This is a genomic window from Endozoicomonas sp. ONNA1 (genome assembly GCF_024606325.1).
GTDB lineage: Bacteria > Pseudomonadota > Gammaproteobacteria > Pseudomonadales > Endozoicomonadaceae > Endozoicomonas_A.
In genome coordinates this window covers 16763-34633 of record NZ_JAHHPN010000586.1, presented here as the reverse complement: position 1 = coordinate 34633, position 17871 = coordinate 16763, and the positions used below count along the sequence as shown (strand labels likewise).

The following is a 17871-nucleotide window of genomic DNA, read 5'->3' as shown; positions in this document are numbered from 1 at the left end:
TCCTCAATTTTCTGCCGTCCTCGCTACGGGCGCTATTCTCGGTCAGGCTCCTAGTTGTGTATGAGTATGAGCTAGAGAAGATCCTTGAGGGAGGGGGTCATATCCCCCAGACACTCATCGATGTAATTCTGCTGAAGGGTTTTAAGATTTTCTTTGGTGAAAATATCGGTATGGGTGTCTGCTTTGGTGAGACGGTTCAGGCAGCGTTCCTGCGCTGTATCCGTTTCACGCAATTCTCTTGGCAGCAGAATGATGTTCATCAGTTCCCGATTACCCTTCATATCTACCTGCTCCACTAAACTGCCTATGCAACATAAAGCACAGTCTGGCAGGCCCTTCGTCACCCTTTGTGCGTAGTCCGCCTCCATCCCAAAACCAATGAGCGCACTGGGTGTTACTTTGCGCCGGATCTCAAATCTCTGTGGCGAAATAATTGACAGGTGTTCAATACTTCCGAAGCAGCGATCGCCGCCTTCAATGTACAACGTCTGAGTCAGTGTATTCTTGTCGGGAACCTGATTTTGCAGTGAGATGCCATCAACCAGAAAAGCATGACTGAATGTGCCGCTGCCTCCGTAAGCGGCAGAATAACTCATCAACACCTGCCGGTTTTCCATCTCTCCGATTAATTGGTAGCTGGAGTATGTGGGTAAGCCGGCCTCACTGTTGTCTTTGGGTTGATCGTTTTTCTCAAAAACGGCTTGCCAGGGGGCAGGCTTTTTGAAAGGGTACTTGATGTATTTATTCAGACAGTCATTCAGTTTGATGGTTTTCTTGCCCGGGGAGTGGCTGGTTTTTCCCAGACTGGCGAAAGGCTCAAAGCAGAGAGGGTGAATAATGTCCCTCTCACTGGCCCGGGATTTCAAACACGGGGCGACCAGGAATAGAATCAACAGAGTTGAAAGAGCGTAGCTAGAGCACCGGGTTGTTCTCATCGTTCATCCAGCCTTCCAGTATGATTTGTGCTGCCATACCATCGACCGGATTAGAGCCATAGTGTCCACTATGACCCAGTTTGTTTGCCCAGTCTTTGGCTTCAAAAGAGCTTAGACGCTCATCCGCTTCATAGAAAGGCAGGTTGTAACGACCATGAAGACGTTTGCCGAATTTTCTGGCACGCATCGACATCTGGGACTCGGTGCCATCCATATTCAAAGGGATACCGACCACTACTGCATCAGGCTGCCATTCTTTTATCAGCGCGGCGATATCGGCCCAGTTGGGAATACCGTCTTTTGCTTTGACAGAGGGCAATGCGGTTGCTGTTCGGGTCACAGCCTGACCGACGGCCACGCCAATGTTGCGTGTACCAAAGTCAAAGCCCATCAGCGTGTTCAGTTTTTTTTCAGTCATGTTTTCTTAAACGTTGCCAGAGATAGATTTTCGTTAAGGAGCGTCAAGAGTGGCCAACCTGATCAGAGAGCAGTCGAAGATCGACCCCCAGTGATTTGGCGGCAGCATCAAGACGTCGCTGAAAAGGCGTTTCGAAAATAATCTGTTGATTCGCTTTGCAGGTGAGCCAGGCATTATCAGACAACTCTCTTTCAAGCTGACCCCCACCCCAGCCAGCATAACCCAGGGCTACCAGCGAATCATCAGGGCCTTCGTCCCGGGCCATGGCGAATAGAATGTCTCTGGAAGTGGTTAGCTGAAGCCCCTGGCTGATTTCCAGACTGGACTCCCAGTGATCGCTGCCAGAGTGAAGCACAAAGCCTCTTTCAACTGATACAGGGCCGCCGGCATAAATGGCATCGGGACTAAGGAAACATTCTTCTGCGTCCTTGATGCCTACCTGACTGAAAATTTCACCCAGTGTCAGTCCGATCGGGCGATTAATGATAATTCCCAACGCTCCGGCGGGGCTGTGTTCACAAACCAGAGTCAGAGTGCCTGCAAAAGAAGTATCGGCCATGCTGGGCATAGCGATCAGGAAGTGGTTTTTGAAGCTTTGAAAGGTTTCTCTGCTCATGAGGGGAGTATCAGGGCAAACGGCCCCGATGGCAAATAAAGCACTCAATGACTGCCGACATACAAGCGTTACTGGCTGAACAGTCTGTCACCCTTTTCAAAACGCCAGGTACGAATGATTTCGACAATATCGTAATCCCGTAAATCATCTGTGAAGGGCGCGTAGGGAGCCGCTAATCTCACGATTCGGATAGCTGCATCATCCAGAACGCTATAACCTGAAGATTTTAAGATTTCGATATTAGACAGAGTGCCATCACGGTTAATGGCGACCATCAGCCGGAGCTCGCCATAAAGTTGTTGTTGGCGGGCTTTGGCGGGATAATTCAGGTTGCCGATACGCTCGACTTTCTGCTTCCAGGCATTTTTGTAAGCAGCACCGGGTTCAAATAGGGTGGAGGCTGAGGTCAGTCGTTTTACGTTAGGGCGCTTGGCGTAGGCCTGACGCTGATCACTGAGCTGAGCTTCAAGGCTGGCAATCTCCTGACGCAGATCAATGTGCTTGCGGGGCTCGGCTTTTTTGGGCTGTTCGGTTGTGGGCTGGTCAATAACGTCACTGTCCTGAACCTTTTTCTTGCTCTCAGCCCGGGTAACTACCTGTGGTGTTTTCTCTGCCTGTGTTTCAGGTGCTGCAGCTTCCTGAGGCTGAAGCTTTACCTCGTTAATTTGATTGTCCTGAATATCTGCTTTGCGATCAGTAGTGGGTATGTCTTTCTTTTCAAGTGTGCCACTGCCCTGCTGATTCAGCTGGGCCAGAAAGTCGGCATCTTTTGGTTTTTCCTGGCTCTTATAAGTTGCAAGGGCGACTTCCAGCGTTTTTGGAGGTGGAGCCTTGTCCTCAAGACCAAAAGACAGACCGAGCACAATCACGGCATGAACAGCGGCTGCCATGAAAATGGTAAAGCCTAAGCGGTCGGCGGAAGAAACGGTCGTCATTGACGGTGTGGGCCTCTTGAACACTGCATCCTGGATTTTATAAATGAACTCCCTCAAGCTGGAAGGTTGTTTCAATACCTTACCAGCTATTTGTGCATTGTCATCAATGAAAATGGGGTGCGCAAGTACTGTTTTCAGGGTTTGGGGACTTATTTTTGAAACGGCACTACCTCACTTGTCTACTGGTAGCGATAATTGTGTAATATTGAGGTTTGAGAAAGTTCAGCACACTCATTACTGTGAATATCCTTTGAGCGAAGGGCAATGAAATTTACGTTTAAAAATCTGGGGTATGTGGATCAGGGGTCAATAGAGTGGGGAGATATGACCAATAATTCTAAGTAGTTTCATGGCTATCGTTACCATGCATCTATTTTGCTCGTAAAAAGCCTGACCCGGTTGGGACAGTCTGCCAGCAGAGTTGTAATAAAACACTTTTTTATCAGCCTGACTTTGAATTAAAATACTAAATGCCAGGCAATATGTCTTAGTACTTTAATTTGCCTGTCCTCATACCAAAGAGTCGCCAATGAGTAAAACCTTTGATTAAGAATCTCATCCCGGGATGATAGAGAACGACAGCTTTTGGAGTCAACCAATTAAAATCGACTCAAGCTCCTGAGAGTATTTTGAAAAAATAACACTCATTTTCTTTTGAACCCGGCTTTTTCTATCAATTGTCAGTGTTGTTAACTGAGTAGTCATGGAACTCATACCTATCTCACGCTGTAGAGTCGGCTTTTCAGGGATGTATAAAATTATACTTGAGTAAAACTTAATCATGGTTATACTTGGGTAAAATATCAGGAGGAAAGCATTATGTCGTCCATAGCTGTCAGGAAGTCCGGTGGAGCCAGTATCGTCAGTATACCCAAAGCCGTACTGAAAACCTTGGGGATAACAGTAGGGTCAAAGCTGAACCTGTCCATTGAGGACAACAAGATTGTCTTGTCCCCTGTCAAAGAAGAGTTAACACTTGAAGCCCTGCTTGAAGGAAGCCCGACCGAACGTCTGGTCATGACCGACGAGGACAAAGAGTGGGTGGACATGTTACCTGTCGGTAAGGAAGTTTGATGTACATACCAGAGCGAGGCGATATTGTACTCATCAATTTTGAACCCGGTAGTGGCAGGGAGATCATGAAAACCCGCCCGGGTTATGTGCTTTCCCGTAGACTTCTTAACCAGCATACAGGGCTCGCCATCATCGCCCCTGTTACCAGTACCATTCGAGGTGTCAAACTGGAAGTGCTGTTAACCAAAACAATGACGACCCACGGGTCTATTCTGGTTCACCAGATGAAATCCATGGATTTTGAGTGCCGGGGTGCTCGTTTCGTAGAGAAATCACCGGAATCCGTCATTGATCAAGTAGACAAGATAGCGAAGGTAATTATCTCCTGACAACTCATCGCCTGCTCTGCAAAAGGCAGTTGATGTGTATCATTGAGGTTTGAGAAAGTTCGCTACACTCATTAGTCACTATCAATTGTCAGTGTTGCTAACTGAGCGGTCATTATCGTCAGGGTGAATTTTCTATATCTTTTTAAAACATATTTAATGCTTATCCCAAGTGATAGGAGTATTTATTTTATTGATTAACTGCCATGGAGGTAATGGGTATGAATATACAGGGATGTCCAGCAGCCAATCTCACTAACATCAATAACTGGAAAAATATTCTGGTTGATCGAACACTCATTGACGGAATTGGTGGGTTCAAAGGTGGCGAGAAAGAAGTGACATTTCACTCAGTGCAAGCAGACAGAAATTACAGTGTTTCTGTCTGTGCCAGTAGCGATGAAAATAGATTAGTTGATGTCAATGTCACAGCTGAAACAGGCAGGAAAAATATTTTTAGCCGTATGGTTGGTGCCATTGTTGATGCATTTCAAAGGTTAGACCCAATAGGTGGTATGAAAGTTTTTGAAACTCGTGCGCACCAAATGAAGAGTAAACTTGAAAATGATATTCTGAATCAGGCTATGGATGCCGCTTATAGAGAGGACGCCGATAAAGAGACCATCAAAAATGCATTTAAAGCCGCAACTCAGTTTAATAAAAAATTTGGTATTGATGAAGTTGATAATGAACATCGTTTAAGACTGGCAACATTTTTTTCGACGAAATATAAAGATAAGTCTTTGCTTCTTCAATTGGGTAAGGAACTTCAATCCAAAATCAAGAAATTTAAACAAAGCTTTCCATGCTGTTTTAACAATGATGAAAGATTTTATCTCGATCAAATGTACCACAAGCTTCAAAGAATCATACAATTATTGTCGTCTTCAAAGAAATTTAACTGATTCTGAATGAAATGTTTCTCGATGAAGAGGGGGGGATAAAACCCTCCCCCTTTTTTTGATCACAGGACAGACAACTTCTCCTCAATCTTATCCATCAACCTGTCACCAATGCGGATACCAAACTGATCATCCAACTGTCGTATACAGGTGGGTGAGGTAACGTTGATCTCGGTCAGGTATTCTCCAATGACGTCCAGCCCGACAAACAGCAGGCCTTTTTCTTTCAGTACCGGAGCCACCTGTTCAGCGATCCAGTAATCTTTTTCGGTCAGCGCCTGACCCACACCACTGCCGCCGGCGGCAAGGTTGCCACGCAGTTCACCCTCGGCGGGAATACGTGCCAGAGCGTAAGGTATGGGTTCGCCGTCGATCAGAAGTATGCGTTTGTCACCTGCCTTGATCTCGGGAATGTACTTTTGGATCATGGCCTGTTGTTGCCCGTGTTGGGTCAGGGTTTCGACAATCACACTGAAGTTCTGGTCATTGGCGTGAGTTCTGAAAATAGACGACCCTCCCATGCCATCCAGTGGTTTGAGAACCACATCACCGTGTTTCTCAGCAAAGGCTTTCAGGTGTCTCGCACTGCGGGCCACCATGACCGGAGGCGTACACTGAGGGAACAGGGTGGCAAACATTTTTTCGTTGCAGTCACGAATACTCTGGGGTTTGTTGACCACCAGTGTGCCAGCCGCCTCAGCCTGTTCCAGCAGATAGGTGCTGTATATAAACTCCATGTCAAAAGGAGGGTCTTTACGCATCAGAATGACATTCAGAGTACTCAGAGGCTGCTCTTCCCGGTCTCCCAGAGAATAAAAATCCTCCGGATTGTAGCGGGCCTGCAAGGGGCGCATACTGCCATAGGCGACACCTTCTGACTGATACAGGTCTTCCTGCTGCATATAGAACAGCTCCCAGCCTTTTTCCCGGGCTGCGACCAGCATTGCCAGAGTACTGTCCTTTTTGTATTCGATGGACTCAATAGGGTCCATCACGACGCCGAGTTTAATAGTCATTGCAAGTCCGGGCGATCAAAAACCGCAGTGTATTCTTAATTGAGTCCTTCATCTATTTTGCAGGCTCAGCCAGAGCCTCTCCCATCCTGATCTCCGATCCCGCTTCGAATGACTCAAGCCAGTCAACCTGATCTTTGCCAAAGAGAACAATGGCGGTAGAGCCCATTTTGAATCGACCCATTTCATCACCCCGACTCAGGGAGACCTGTTTTGCAGAGTCTTTGCCGTAGTGAAAGGTACGAACTTCTTTTCTGATGGGGGTAACCAGTCCAGCCCATACGGTTTCAATACTGGCAACAATCATGGCACCGACCATGATAACGGCCATCGGTCCGTGCTCAGTGTCAAAAATAGCCACGACCCGTTCATTGCGGGCAAACAGGTTAGGGATGTTTTCAACGGTGCCCTGATTTACCGAGAATAAACGACCAGGAACGTGGATCATTTTGCGAAGAGTGCCACCGAAAGGTGTGTGAACACGATGGTAGTCACGGGGAGAAAGGTAGATGGTAGCGAACTTTCCCCCCATGAATTCCTGACCCAGATCACTGTCTCCGCCCAGCAGTTCAATCAGACTGTAGTCGTGCCCTTTGGCCTGAAAAACCCTGCCATTTTCAATATTGCCAAGCTGGCTGACTTCGCCATCAGCAGGACTGACGATCAGACTTTCATCTTCAGGCAGGGGACGCATCCCCTCTTTCAGAGAGCGTGTGAAGAAATCGTTAAAGTGAAGGTAATCTTCAGAATTTTCACGTTCTGCCTCGCTCATATCAACATCATACTGTTTGATGATACGTCGGATCAGTGCGTTCTTGAACCTGGGGCAGGTGCACTCAACAAAGCAGTATACCGCCCTTGAAATAAGGTGGTGAGGCAGGAAATATTGGATAAAGGCAAATAATCGTTCTTTCACAGTCAGGACTCATCCTGTTTTTGAGTGATGTTGGATTGTAATAATGAGAACCGGGTCTCACAAGTCAGCAATGAAATAGACAATGTGTGCACTGCTTGCGATTAAACAGTGCAGTCATCCCTCAGGTTTCGATAGGAGTGTCTGGTAGATTACCCCACTCTGACCAGGAGCCATCGTAAGCTCTGATAGAAAACCCCAGAGACTTACCTACCAGATAGGTAAACCCCGAACGATGATGGCTCTGACAATGGGTAATCACCTTTTTGTCCGGGGTAATGCCGAGCTGTTCAAGAACACCGGCGATGTCGCTGCGAATTCTGAGATTACGGTCATGATCCATGGCCAGTGTCCATTCAAGGTTCACGGCTCCCGGGATGTGGCCTCCTCTTTGGGAGAAACGTTTTTCACCCTGGTATTCATCAGCTGATCGGGCATCCCAGATCACGGTGTTCGGGTCTTCCAGAGAATCCATGATGAACTCTTTGCTGGCTATCACGGAGTTGTCAATCTTCAGATCAACCCGGGTAGGCTCAGGACGGTTAATGGTACTTTCGGTGGGATGGCCCTCTTTCAGCCAGACGTGTGCACCACCGTTCAGGTAGCTGTATTTCTTGTGTCCGATCACATCCAGAGTCCAGATGAAACGGCCCGCCCAGCCACCGCCTTCGTCATCATAAACAACAATGTGTTTGTTTTTGCTGTAGCCAATGTTGGAGAGCATCTGGCTCAGCTGTTCAACGGCAGGCAATTTGCCTGCGGCAGGTTTTACACCAGAAACCATGCTCTGTGGCGCAACACTGACCGCACCGGGAACATGAGAATGGTCGTACAGTCGCGGGTTACACAAGTCTACTATCAGCAGGTTTTCGTGCCCCAGCAGAGGCGCCAGCTGTTCAGCTTCAAGAATCAGTGGCAGATCTTCTATCGAATTCATTTTACTTCTTCTTTCATGGCTCATGAGATAAAGCGATAGCATATGCTATCACGGACCTGTCAGACGTCCAGAGAGTTGACAATCTGTTTGTAACTGAACATTCTTTCTTCCAGAATCTCGCCATTTTCCAGAGCCTGTTTCAAGGCGCAGCCCGGTTCTTTCTCATGCTGGCAGTCGCGGAAACGGCAATGACCGAGATAAGGTCTGAATTCCCTGAAACCCTCAAGAACCGACTGGGCATCAATATGCCAGAGGCCGAATTCCCGAATGCCGGGTGAGTCAATCAACATGCCACCTGCGGGGAAGTGAAAGAGTTTTGCGGCGGTGGTTGTATGCATACCTTTGCCGGTCGCTTCGGACAGCTCACCGACGCGGATATCAACACCAGGTAACAGGGCATTAACCAGAGAAGATTTGCCTACACCACTCTGCCCGACAAAGACACTGACATGCTCATCCAGCAGAGCCTTGAGAGGGGCCAGTCCATCTTCGGAGCGGGTAGAGGCCCGGAGGGCCTGATAACCAATATCTTCATAAATCGACAGCATGTCGTTCATCAGTTCCATGCCCTCATCATCCAGCAGGTCGATTTTGTTCAGCAACAGTACGGGTTCGATGCCTACGGTCTCAGCAGCCACCAGATAACGGTCAATCAGGTTGGCGTGGGGAATGGGTATTGGCGCTATGACCAACACGATGTAGTCGATATTGGCGGCAACGGGTTTGATTCGACCATGGTTGTCAGGTCGGGTTAGCAGGCTGGTGCGATCTTCAAGGGCAACCACCACTCCGGTTCCGTCTTTCAGAGACGGGCGCCATACCACCTGATCGCCGGTGACCAGAGGTGGCAGGTTGGTTCGCAGGTGACATCGATGAATAGCCCCGGGTTGGCCTGGTGGCTCAATATCCAGTGTTGCACCATAGTGGGCGATGACCAGACCCTGTTGTTCAGGCCCCAGGTTATCGTCCTGCATTTGCTGCTCAATAAGCTGTTCTCGCTTTTGGGCCCGGGCAATGCGCTCCTGCTGGACCTTCTCTATGCGCCATTTCTGTTTGCGCGTCAGTTTGCGCTTACTCATGGTTTGCTCAAGGTTTTACCTGATCTGCTGAATAGGGTTCTGGCTTTTCATGGCTCCTGACCGTGAATAGCCTTTGTCTCGCCGATGCCCATATTTTTAAATGGGTAGACAGAAGGTGCCAATCAATATTGAGCCGCAGAGCGGTCAGTTGGGAGCGAGTGTAGGTTTCACGGAGGGATTATGATCGGTTAGACTTAATAAGTCAGCCATGGCTTTCTTCATTTGCAATTATTTTTTTATGAAAATGTCACAGGATTGGGTTTAGGGCTATTTCAAATGCTTAGCTCCGGGCCGTGTTCACTGCAAACGGGCTGGCACATCACTTCATAGGAAATCGGGTGCTTGATGGCTAAAGCAGACAACCTTGTCTGGATCGACCTGGAAATGACCGGTCTTGATCCTGAACAGGACCAAATTCTGGAAATTGCGACAATTGTTACAGATGGTCAGCTGAATTTTATTGCTGAAGGCCCGGTGATAGCGGTGCATCAAAGCGATGCAGTGCTGGAGAATATGAATGAGTGGTGTATCAAAACCCACGGTGAAACGGGATTGACCCAGAGAGTCCGTGAGAGCCAGATCAGCCTGACTGAAGCTGAGCAAATGACTCTGGCCTTTCTCAGACAGCATTCCGATGCCGGTGCCTCTCCCATGTGCGGGAACAGTATTGGTCAGGATCGCCGCTTTCTGAACCTTTACATGACAGAGCTTCATAATTTCTTCCACTACCGCAATATCGATGTCAGCACGTTAAAAGAGTTAGCAAAAAGGTGGAAGCCTGAGATGCTGGATCATTTTACCAAGAAAGGCACTCATCTGGCGTTGGAAGATATTCGCGAATCCATCGAAGAGCTGCGTTTCTACCGTCAGCACTTTATTCAATCCTGATCAGATAATCAGAACAGTGACTCTGAAAAAAGAGTGGCTGTTCTTTTTCGTCAGTTCTTTTTCATCATTGCAGCTCTGACAGCAAAAGCCAGATAGCTTCAGTCAGACATATACGTTAAGCTGCCCACCCCTCCATGTCTTCAGCCCGGTTCTGCTGAATGACGCCAACCGGGAATCTTTCATGAGTTTTGACTCGCTGGGTTTATCAGCTCCCATCCTCCAAGCTGTTACAGAGCAAGGTTATGTCACTCCATCCCCTATTCAGTCTCAGGCTATTCCTGCAGTGCTTGAAGGCCACGACGTTATGGCCGCAGCTCAGACAGGTACCGGGAAAACGGCAGGCTTTACGCTGCCCATACTGGAAAAGCTGGCAATGGGGGCTCGTGTTCAGGCCAATCAGGTGCGGGCGTTAATTCTGACACCGACCCGGGAACTGGCAGCTCAGGTGGCGGAAAGTGTGGAAATCTATAGTCGTCATCTTCCTCTTCGCTCAACCATGGTATTTGGAGGGGTCAAGATCAATCCCCAGATGATGAGGTTGAGAAGAGGTGTGGATGTGCTGGTGGCAACCCCGGGAAGGCTGCTGGATCTTTACAACCAGAATGCTGTGAAGTTCAAACAGCTGGAAGTACTGGTGCTGGACGAAGCCGACCGTATGCTGGACATGGGCTTTATTCATGATATTCGCAAGATTCTGGCGGTACTTCCCAAAAACAGGCAAAGCCTGCTGTTTTCGGCGACGTTCTCCGATGATATTCGTCAACTGGCAAAAGGTCTGGTGCGTTCACCGGTAGAGATCTCGGTGACACCAAAAAACGCCACCGCTAAAACCGTAGACCAGTGTGTCTACCCTGTGGATAAAAGCAAAAAGACCGCACTGCTGACTCAGTTGATCAAAGAGAACAATTGGCGTCAGGTGCTGGTGTTTACCCGAACCAAACACGGTGCCAACCGGCTGACACGGCATCTTGAGGGCAAGGGGGTTCAGGCTGCTGCTATACACGGCAATAAAAGTCAGAGTGCCCGGACAAAAGCACTGGCTGAGTTTAAACGCGGTGAAATTCGCATTCTGGTGGCCACCGATATCGCTGCACGGGGACTGGATATTGATCAGTTGCCGCAAGTCGTTAACTATGATCTGCCGAATGTTGCCGAAGACTACGTTCACCGGATCGGAAGAACGGGTAGGGCTGGTGCGACCGGACAAGCCGTCTCTCTGGTGTGTGCCGACGAATTCAAAGAGCTGGTGGCGATTGAAAGGTTAACCCGTCAGGTCATTGACCGAGAGGAAATCCCCGGCTTCAAGCCTGTGAATGCTTTGCCCGAATCGAAACTGGATATTCGTTCACCGAAACGCAAGAAGCCTAAAAAGCCAAAGAAACCCAGAGCACAGCATCAGGACGGGCAGCGCTCTGGAGAGGTTTCCAGAGGTCATAAACCCAATACGCCTGCCAGTCGCAAACGGGGTGCAGAAACCAAACAGGTGGTCAGACAGTCAGGACCAGGAAAGCCACATCCCAAGGTCATTTAAATGATTGAGAGCGGCCAGTCAGAAGTCGCTGACTGGCAAACCCTTCAATCGGGCGAAGGGGAAATATGCTGGTGACGTATCAGCCACTGCCCACAATGGTTTTCCAGAAAAATAGTGACCCGGATTCGGGTATCTTCAAACCCCTTCACGGGTAGCATCATGCAGAGACAGGCCGCTTCGCCAAAATGGTAAACAATTGGCTCGCTTTTTCCTGCTTCAAAAGCTGCGGTACAGGATTCACCGGCATTGAAATAGTCCGTAAACCGCTGCTCTAATGTTTTCCGTTCATTCAAATTGACATGCAGTCCAAAGCTGTGAGGCTCATCGTCTGTTACGAATAACGACATGATGCCACGAATATCTTTGGACTGAATGTAATGATCGTATTGTTTAACAATATGAAGAAAGGGCGTGAGTGATTCACCCGATAACTTTACAGACATGATCAAAAACCTTTGGAATCTGTACCTCGGTAGCTCCTAAGGGTAGTCCATGTGTAAATTTAATCGTGAGAATCCGGGCTGTGTTGTTGAGTATGTTGTTTAAGCGCCCAGTCCACATGTTCTTTCACCAGCTTCGAAGGATGGTCCCTGCGCTGGCGAAGCGCTGACACGACTTTCCCGGTTGTGGGGGCGTTGCCGAGACCTACCGCCAGATTCCTCAACCAGCTTTCAAAACCTGCACGCCGGATCGGTGAACCTGCCGTGCGCTCCAGAAATTCTTTTTCCGTCCACAGAAAGAGATCAGCCAGATCACTGTTATCCAGATGATGACGGGGCTGAAAGTCACTTTCCTGTGTGTGTCTGGCAAATCGATTCCAGGGACAGGTGAGCTGGCAGTCATCACAGCCAAAAATCCTGTTACCGATTTTGCTGCGCAGCTCTTCGGGTATGGGTCCACTGTTTTCAATGGTCAGGTAGGAAATGCACTTTCTGGCATCCACTTTGTAGGGTTCTACAATCGCGCTGGTAGGACAAATATCCATGCAAGCAGTACATCGACCGCAATGGTCCTTCTCATATGGTTCATCAGTGGGCAGAGGTAAATTGGTAAAGAGTTCTCCCAGGAAAAAGAAAGAACCTGCCTGACGGTTGATAATCAGGGAGTGTTTGCCCATCCAGCCCAGACCGGCCTGCTGAGCCAGAGGTCTTTCCATCACCGGTGCGCTGTCAACAAAGGCGCGATAACCATGGCTTCCGGCAATATCAGCTATTTTTTTTCCGAGCTGGGTTAAGCGCTTGCGAATCAGCTTGTGGTAATCACGTCCCAAAGCATAACGGGAGACATAAGCCTTTTCCGGCTCATTCAGAATCTTGACGGTCTCGGTTTCTGCGGGCAGATAATCCATTCTGGCGGAGATAACCCTTATGACACCTTCATGAAGCTTTTCAGGGTGGCATCTGAGTTCTTTGTGCCGCTCCATATATTGCAGGTCTCCATGAAGGCCCAGATCAAGCCACTGCAGAAAGTGCTTTTTGTCACGGTCCGGGATTCGGGCTTTGGTAATACCCACCTGCTGAAAGCCTAAATCTCTGGCCCAAAGACGAATATCGTCAGCCAGCTTATGATAATCAAGGCTTTCAGAAGAGCGGTTGGAGGTAGACACGTTGATCAGTTACTGCCAGGAAAGAATCTGAGAATGTTGACGAGCATTCTAACACACTCGTTGTCGAGAATAGTGGCAGATACGCAGAAAAGCCTGATTGTTGGCCACGTCCCGCACGGAATCGAAGCTGTTTACCTGTCAATATTAGGGTAATCTATGGAGGCAGGGGTGAACACTTATGTACGATAGCGCTCAAGTTGACATCTGTGATCGGCTTTACACCGCAGAACAAGTACGTCGGCTGGATGATACGGCAATCAATGATTTTCAGATCAATGGCTTTGAACTGATGAATCGGGCTGCCCGTGCGGCTTTTCGCTCTTTGATAAATCATTGGCCAGACCTTCTTCACGGCAAACGGCTTCGGGTCTTCTGCGGTGGCGGGAATAATGGCGGTGATGGTTATCTGGTGGCCATGCTGGCAGCCAAACGGGGTGGGGCGGCTTCAGTGACTTTCCTGTCCTCGCCGGAAAAACTGTCAGGAGATGCCCTGCTAGCCTACCAAACCTGCATAGCAGCAGGTGTTGATGTTGAGCCTTACACACCAGAGACGCCACTGACCGGCGACGTTTTCGTGGATGCCCTGCTGGGAACGGGGCTGGGAAGAGACGTTGAGGGACACTATCGAGACGTTGTGACTCGAATCAATGAATCGGGCCGACCTGTTCTGGCTGTTGATATTCCTTCCGGTCTTTGCGCCGATAAAGGCGCTGCTCTGGGCGTTGCTATAAAAGCGGATGTGACCGTGACATTCATTGGTATGAAACTGGGGCTGAGTTCTGGCAGAGGAAAAGAGCTGTCCGGACAAGTTGAGTTTGCTGATCTGGAAGTGCCGGAAGCGGTTTATGAGGCTGTACCCTACGAAGCTCTGAGATTGTCAGAAGACAGGCTGAGTCGCTGGGTTCAGCCCCGGTCCAGAGATTCACACAAAGGCGACCATGGACATGTTATGGTGGTGGCCGGGAACCATGGTATGCCCGGAGCAGCGATTATGTCGGCAGAAGCTGCACTATGTTGTGGTGCGGGTCGGGTCACAGTGGCCACTCGTCGGGAACATCTCCTGGCCCTGGCAGCCCGTCGTCCAGAGTTAATGGCATCGGCTGTTTCAGGAGCGGAAGATCTTCGTTCGCTCATGGAAGGGAAAAATCTTGTGGTGGTGGGACCCGGTCTGGGAAAAGATCCGTGGGCCCGGGAGCTACTGACAGAAGTACTGCAAGCCGAGTGTCCTGTGGTGGTCGATGCCGATGGCCTCAATATTATTTCGGAAGATCCGGCGTTGCTTAAATATCGAAAGTACCCGATGATTCTCACACCTCATACCGGTGAAGCGGCGAGACTGCTGGAGACCCGAAGTTCAACCATTAGTGCTGATCGGGTTAAGGCTGCGAAAGAACTATTTAAGCGTTTCGGCGCGGTGGTCGTTCTAAAGGGGGCGGGTACACTTGTATACGACGGAAAAACCCTGAACCTCTGTTCTGATGGTAATCCGGGAATGGCTGTAGCGGGTATGGGGGATGTACTCAGTGGCGTGATTGCTGCACTGGCCGCTCAAGGGCTGGAGACCCATGCTGCTGCAGCTTTGGGGGTCTGGTTACATGCGACAGGTGCAGACCATTTAGCAGAGCTTCAGGGCGAAAGAGGGATCCTGGCGCTGGAAACCGTGCCTTACATAAGAAGTCAACTGAATAAAATAGCAAAACAGCCTTGAGCTATAGAAACAACAAACAATGAACGGGTGCACGTACCCGTCTACGTCAAGATAATAGTGAGTGTATGGAAGGCAGGATTGAGCTGCTGATTGATAATGAGCAGGAAATGGTTCAGCTGGGCAAGCAGCTGGCTGAAGTAAGCGGCGGTCACGCCGTCATTTATCTGGTGGGAAACCTGGGGGCCGGGAAAACCACTTTATGCCGGGGTATTCTGCATAGTCTTGGTCATCAGGGGGCGGTTAAAAGCCCGACTTATACTCTGGTCGAGCCCTATAGCATTGAAGGTCAACAGGTTTATCATTTTGATCTGTACCGCCTGGCTGATCCTGAAGAGCTTGAGTTTATCGGAGGGCGGGATTATTTTGAAGAAGACTGTCTGTGTCTGATCGAGTGGCCCTGCAAAGGTGAGGGGGCTCTGCCAGAGGCCGATCTGGAAGTACAACTGGATTACAACCTGCCCGGACGCAAGGCCCTGGTCAAAGCAGGGACCGAACGCGGGCAGGGTCTGTTGAGAAAACTGCAGGGACGGCAGGAGGGAGAATGTCGTCAAGGATAAGGAAGTTCTTTATTGCTGCTTTGCTGATGTTACCTCTGCCATTGTCGGCAGCCCAGGTCAATGATATTCGTGTCTGGCGTTCTCCTGATAAAACCCGTCTGGTCTTCGATGTCTCCAGTGAAGTGGCTCACTCGCAGTTCTTTCTGGACAACCCCCGAAGGCTGGTGCTGGATATTCGTGGCACTCAAAAAACTAAAAATGTAGCCAGTCCCCGTCTCGGTACCACCCCTATAAACAAGATTCGCTATGGTGTCAGAAATAAGAAAGACCTGCGCATTGTTTTGGACCTGAAAAATAAGGTCACCAGCAAAAGCTTCCTGCTTAAGCCCAATGCCACATACGGCTATCGTCTTGTGGTGGACCTCTTTGATGATTCGACAAAAACAGCAGGGCCGGTAAAAGAGCCCACTAAAACTCCTTCTGCAAGAGATATTGTTGTGGCTATTGATGCCGGCCATGGTGGCGAAGATCCGGGGGCTCTGGCCTATGGTGGGGGGCATGAAAAAGTCGTCACGCTGAACATTTCCAAAGATCTTGCTGCGCTGTTGAAAAAAGAGCCCGGCTTCGAGCCTGTTCTGGTGAGAACCGGAGACTACTACATTCCTCTGCGTGAACGTGCTGTTATCGCTCGTAAAGCTGGAGCCGATCTGTTCATATCCATTCATGCTGATGCTTTTACCGATCCCCGTGCTAATGGTGCCTCGGTGTATGCCCTGTCCAGGGGGGGAGCGACCTCGGAGACTGCCCGCTGGCTTGCTCACAGGGCAAACTCGTCAGATCTGATTGGTGGTGAAGGGGGCATATCCCTGGGCGACAAAGACGATATTCTGGCGGGTGTTTTGCTGGATCTCTCTATGACCTCAACGCTGTCTTCCAGTCTGGAAGTCGGTGACAGGGTGCTAAAGCATATTGGTACGATTAACAGGTTGCACAAGGAGCAAGTGGAGCAGGCTGCATTTGTTGTTCTGAAGTCTCCCGATATTCCCTCTATCCTGGTGGAAACAGGCTTTATCTCCAACCCTAAAGAAGGGCGTAAACTGAAAACCCGAAACCATCAGCGTGCCATGGCCCGACAGATATACAAAGGAGTAAAAGGCTACTTTGTGAACAAACCTCCGCCCGGTACTCTGGTCTCCAGGCTTAAGGCTGAGGGTAAAATAGATACACGCCCGGACCAGTATGTGATTCAGGCCGGTGATACTTTGTCAGAGATTGCCAGTCGTTTTGATATCAGTCTGAGTTCATTGAAAACAGCCAATAATATCAGCCGGTCAGATACGATCAGAACTGGACAGATGTTGGTTATTCCCAACTAAAAGACACCTGAAGAGAATGTCAGTCATGCTGACAGGCTAGTCAGTTCCTTCCCGGGCTTTTTCCCATAAAGTGTCATTATGTGAAAAATCCCGGGGGGAACCGGTTATGCATTTGAGGGCGTTAGTTCACTCATTACCCACCCATCTGAACCAGTCATCATCCAATGACCTGTCGAACCGTGGTCAGGATAACCTTTTTAATGAGAACAACCGGGTCAATCGGCCTGGGTATCGGGTTTTCAGCGATACCTTTACCAAGCTGGATAGTCGGTCCATTGCCGAGTTTGAAAATCTGGCGTTTTCTCCCCCCGGCCTTGAGGAGCCTAAAGTCGATCTGTCAGATTTGCTGGAATCCTATGAGGTGATTACAGAGTACCCTGTTATTGATTTGGTCGTCAGAGGGGGGGCTGGACCTTCTGCACCCCGGTCTGTTGCTATCGGGCAACGTTTATTGATGCCTGAGCAGATTTGGAAGCAGAAAGAAGTACAAAGGGAGCTGGAAGCTCAGGAAAAAAAGCGCGGGCTGGCCGGCGAACCGGAAGTTCTGGCAGAACAGATAACAGAACAAAAAGAGCCGGAAGAAGCTCCAGTGATTGATACGCTGACCGGTATGCCTGTGAGAGAGCTTGAAAATAAAGTGTGGGAGTTTCTGTTCAAAGTAGTCGATACTCTGTCTCCGGCAGCAGGCAAAGTTAAGGGAGTCGTAACCGATGTTGTCTCAGAGGAGAAGGTAGAACAGCTAAAGACAGGTCTTAAGAGCGTTCTGAAAAATCAGGTTGATTATGAAGTCAACGAAAACATTGGACGGCGTATCCTGCAGATAGCGCAGATTTGTGGTTCTACCGGTCCATTATTGCCAGCATTGACACTGCTGGGGTACTCCACTCCGGGTTATCAGTTTATTCCGGCAATGCTGGCACTCTGGCGACTCAAGGATTTCAGGGAAGAGATTTCTGCGCTGTATTACGACCACAATGCCACACCTGCGCTGGTGGATCTTACCATTAGTTGGGTGCCAACTTTAGCGTTCAGTCTTTCAGGATTCTAACCACTTGGCAAAAGTTGATGGAGACTGATAGTCTTTCTGGCAATAAAACCGGACTGATTGACCTACCTC

General features: G+C 49.2%; 19 protein-coding genes. 9 read left to right on the top strand and 10 right to left on the bottom strand.

Going from position 1 to position 17871, the window contains the following annotated elements; genetic code table 11:
* Positions 1–71 precede the first annotated feature (71 nt).
* The 4 genes from KDK19_RS13520 to KDK19_RS13505 are packed head-to-tail and all read right to left on the bottom strand — an operon-like array spanning position 72 to position 2928.
* Positions 72–935, bottom strand: a complete 864-nt coding sequence (locus tag KDK19_RS13520; protein WP_257274971.1) for a hypothetical protein — start codon at positions 933–935, stop codon at positions 72–74.
* The gene (gene ruvX / locus KDK19_RS13515; protein WP_257274972.1) at positions 913–1353 is read right to left on the bottom strand and encodes a Holliday junction resolvase RuvX; all 441 of its coding nucleotides are present in this window, start codon (positions 1351–1353) and stop codon (positions 913–915) included. Before ruvX ends, KDK19_RS13520 begins: the two co-directional genes overlap by 23 nt.
* A 43-nt stretch (positions 1354–1396) precedes the next feature.
* Complete coding sequence (locus KDK19_RS13510; RefSeq protein WP_257281540.1) at positions 1397–2017, bottom strand: YqgE/AlgH family protein; 621 nt, start codon at positions 2015–2017, stop codon at positions 1397–1399.
* A 20-nt stretch (positions 2018–2037) separates the two neighbouring features.
* Positions 2038–2928 carry an energy transducer TonB gene (locus tag KDK19_RS13505; RefSeq protein WP_257292160.1) on the bottom strand — a complete coding sequence of 297 codons (891 nt, stop codon included), beginning with the start codon at positions 2926–2928 and terminating at the stop codon, positions 2038–2040.
* Positions 2929–3723: 795 nt separating this feature from the next.
* Here KDK19_RS13505 and KDK19_RS13500 point away from each other — a divergent pair.
* The 3 genes from KDK19_RS13500 to KDK19_RS13490 all read left to right on the top strand — a co-directional run bounded on the left by KDK19_RS13500 (position 3724) and on the right by KDK19_RS13490 (position 5209).
* Positions 3724–3978 (top strand): AbrB/MazE/SpoVT family DNA-binding domain-containing protein, encoded by a 255-nt coding sequence (locus KDK19_RS13500; protein WP_257281542.1) that lies wholly within the window; start codon positions 3724–3726, stop codon positions 3976–3978.
* Positions 3978–4307 (top strand): type II toxin-antitoxin system PemK/MazF family toxin, encoded by a 330-nt coding sequence (locus tag KDK19_RS13495; protein WP_257281543.1) that lies wholly within the window; start codon positions 3978–3980, stop codon positions 4305–4307. The genes KDK19_RS13500 and KDK19_RS13495 overlap by 1 nt, the downstream gene beginning before the upstream one ends.
* Before the next feature lie 218 nt (positions 4308–4525).
* Positions 4526–5209 (top strand): hypothetical protein, encoded by a 684-nt coding sequence (locus tag KDK19_RS13490; RefSeq protein ID WP_257292159.1) that lies wholly within the window; start codon positions 4526–4528, stop codon positions 5207–5209.
* 59 nt (positions 5210–5268) lie between these two features.
* On the opposite strand, the gene gshB is transcribed toward KDK19_RS13490, so the two are convergent.
* From gshB to rsgA, 4 genes are all read right to left on the bottom strand, one after another.
* Complete coding sequence (gene gshB, locus KDK19_RS13485; RefSeq protein WP_257281545.1) at positions 5269–6222, bottom strand: glutathione synthase; 954 nt, start codon at positions 6220–6222, stop codon at positions 5269–5271.
* Between the two features lie 52 nt (positions 6223–6274).
* Positions 6275–7135, bottom strand: a complete 861-nt coding sequence (gene asd, locus KDK19_RS13480; RefSeq protein WP_257281546.1) for an archaetidylserine decarboxylase — start codon at positions 7133–7135, stop codon at positions 6275–6277.
* A 121-nt stretch (positions 7136–7256) separates the two neighbouring features.
* Positions 7257–8069, bottom strand: a complete 813-nt coding sequence (locus KDK19_RS13475; protein ID WP_257281547.1) for a sulfurtransferase — start codon at positions 8067–8069, stop codon at positions 7257–7259.
* 59 nt (positions 8070–8128) lie between these two features.
* Positions 8129–9148: a small ribosomal subunit biogenesis GTPase RsgA gene (gene rsgA, locus KDK19_RS13470; protein ID WP_257281548.1), complete on the bottom strand. Its 1020-nt coding sequence runs from the start codon at positions 9146–9148 to the stop codon at positions 8129–8131.
* A 345-nt stretch (positions 9149–9493) separates the two neighbouring features.
* Between rsgA and orn the strand changes: the two genes are divergently transcribed.
* Complete coding sequence (orn, locus tag KDK19_RS13465) at positions 9494–10036, top strand: oligoribonuclease (protein WP_257281549.1); 543 nt, start codon at positions 9494–9496, stop codon at positions 10034–10036.
* Positions 10037–10217: 181 nt separating this feature from the next.
* Positions 10218–11567 (top strand): DEAD/DEAH box helicase, encoded by a 1350-nt coding sequence (locus tag KDK19_RS13460; protein ID WP_257281550.1) that lies wholly within the window; start codon positions 10218–10220, stop codon positions 11565–11567.
* A 44-nt stretch (positions 11568–11611) separates the two neighbouring features.
* Here KDK19_RS13460 and KDK19_RS13455 read toward each other — a convergent pair whose 3' ends face one another.
* Positions 11612–12010, bottom strand: a complete 399-nt coding sequence (locus KDK19_RS13455; protein ID WP_257281551.1) for a nuclear transport factor 2 family protein — start codon at positions 12008–12010, stop codon at positions 11612–11614.
* Positions 12011–12069: 59 nt separating this feature from the next.
* Positions 12070–13173, bottom strand: coding sequence for a tRNA epoxyqueuosine(34) reductase QueG (queG, locus tag KDK19_RS13450; protein WP_257292158.1), 1104 nt, complete (start codon positions 13171–13173; stop codon positions 12070–12072).
* Between the two features lie 178 nt (positions 13174–13351).
* Between queG and KDK19_RS13445 the strand changes: the two genes are divergently transcribed.
* The 4 genes from KDK19_RS13445 (at position 13352) to KDK19_RS13430 (ending at position 17802) form a co-directional block, all read left to right on the top strand.
* Positions 13352–14881 (top strand): NAD(P)H-hydrate dehydratase, encoded by a 1530-nt coding sequence (locus KDK19_RS13445; RefSeq protein WP_257252804.1) that lies wholly within the window; start codon positions 13352–13354, stop codon positions 14879–14881.
* A 65-nt stretch (positions 14882–14946) separates the two neighbouring features.
* Positions 14947–15438 (top strand): tRNA (adenosine(37)-N6)-threonylcarbamoyltransferase complex ATPase subunit type 1 TsaE, encoded by a 492-nt coding sequence (gene tsaE / locus KDK19_RS13440; protein ID WP_257252803.1) that lies wholly within the window; start codon positions 14947–14949, stop codon positions 15436–15438.
* Complete coding sequence (locus KDK19_RS13435; protein ID WP_257252801.1) at positions 15423–16754, top strand: N-acetylmuramoyl-L-alanine amidase; 1332 nt, start codon at positions 15423–15425, stop codon at positions 16752–16754. The genes tsaE and KDK19_RS13435 overlap by 16 nt, the downstream gene beginning before the upstream one ends.
* Before the next feature lie 106 nt (positions 16755–16860).
* Positions 16861–17802 (top strand): hypothetical protein, encoded by a 942-nt coding sequence (locus KDK19_RS13430; RefSeq protein WP_257252800.1) that lies wholly within the window; start codon positions 16861–16863, stop codon positions 17800–17802.
* Positions 17803–17871: the final 69 nt, after the last annotated feature.